The sequence below is a fragment of the Paenibacillus sp. BJ-4 genome (genome assembly GCF_020404765.1).
Classification (GTDB): Bacteria; Bacillota; Bacilli; order Paenibacillales; family Paenibacillaceae; genus Paenibacillus.
Map to the genome: position 1 here is coordinate 1 of NZ_JAIVEM010000054.1, position 211 is coordinate 211.

Consider the following 211-nt stretch of genomic DNA (forward strand, 5'->3'; position numbering starts at 1 on the left):
CTTGGTAGGCCATTACCCCACCAACTAGCTAATGCGCCGCAGGCCCATCCACAAGTGACAGATTGCTCCGTCTTTCCTCCTTCTCCCATGCAGGAAAAGGATGTACCGGGTATTAGCTACCGTTTCCGGTAGTTATCCCTGTCTTGTGGGCAGGTTGCCTACGTGTTACTCACCCGTCCGCCGCTAGGTTATGTAGAAGCAAGCTTCTACA

At 53.1% G+C, this 211-nt stretch carries 1 rRNA gene; it reads right to left on the reverse strand.

The features are described 5' to 3' along the window. Positions 1–211 (reverse strand): 16S ribosomal RNA (locus tag LCF57_RS10485); the annotation flags it as partial.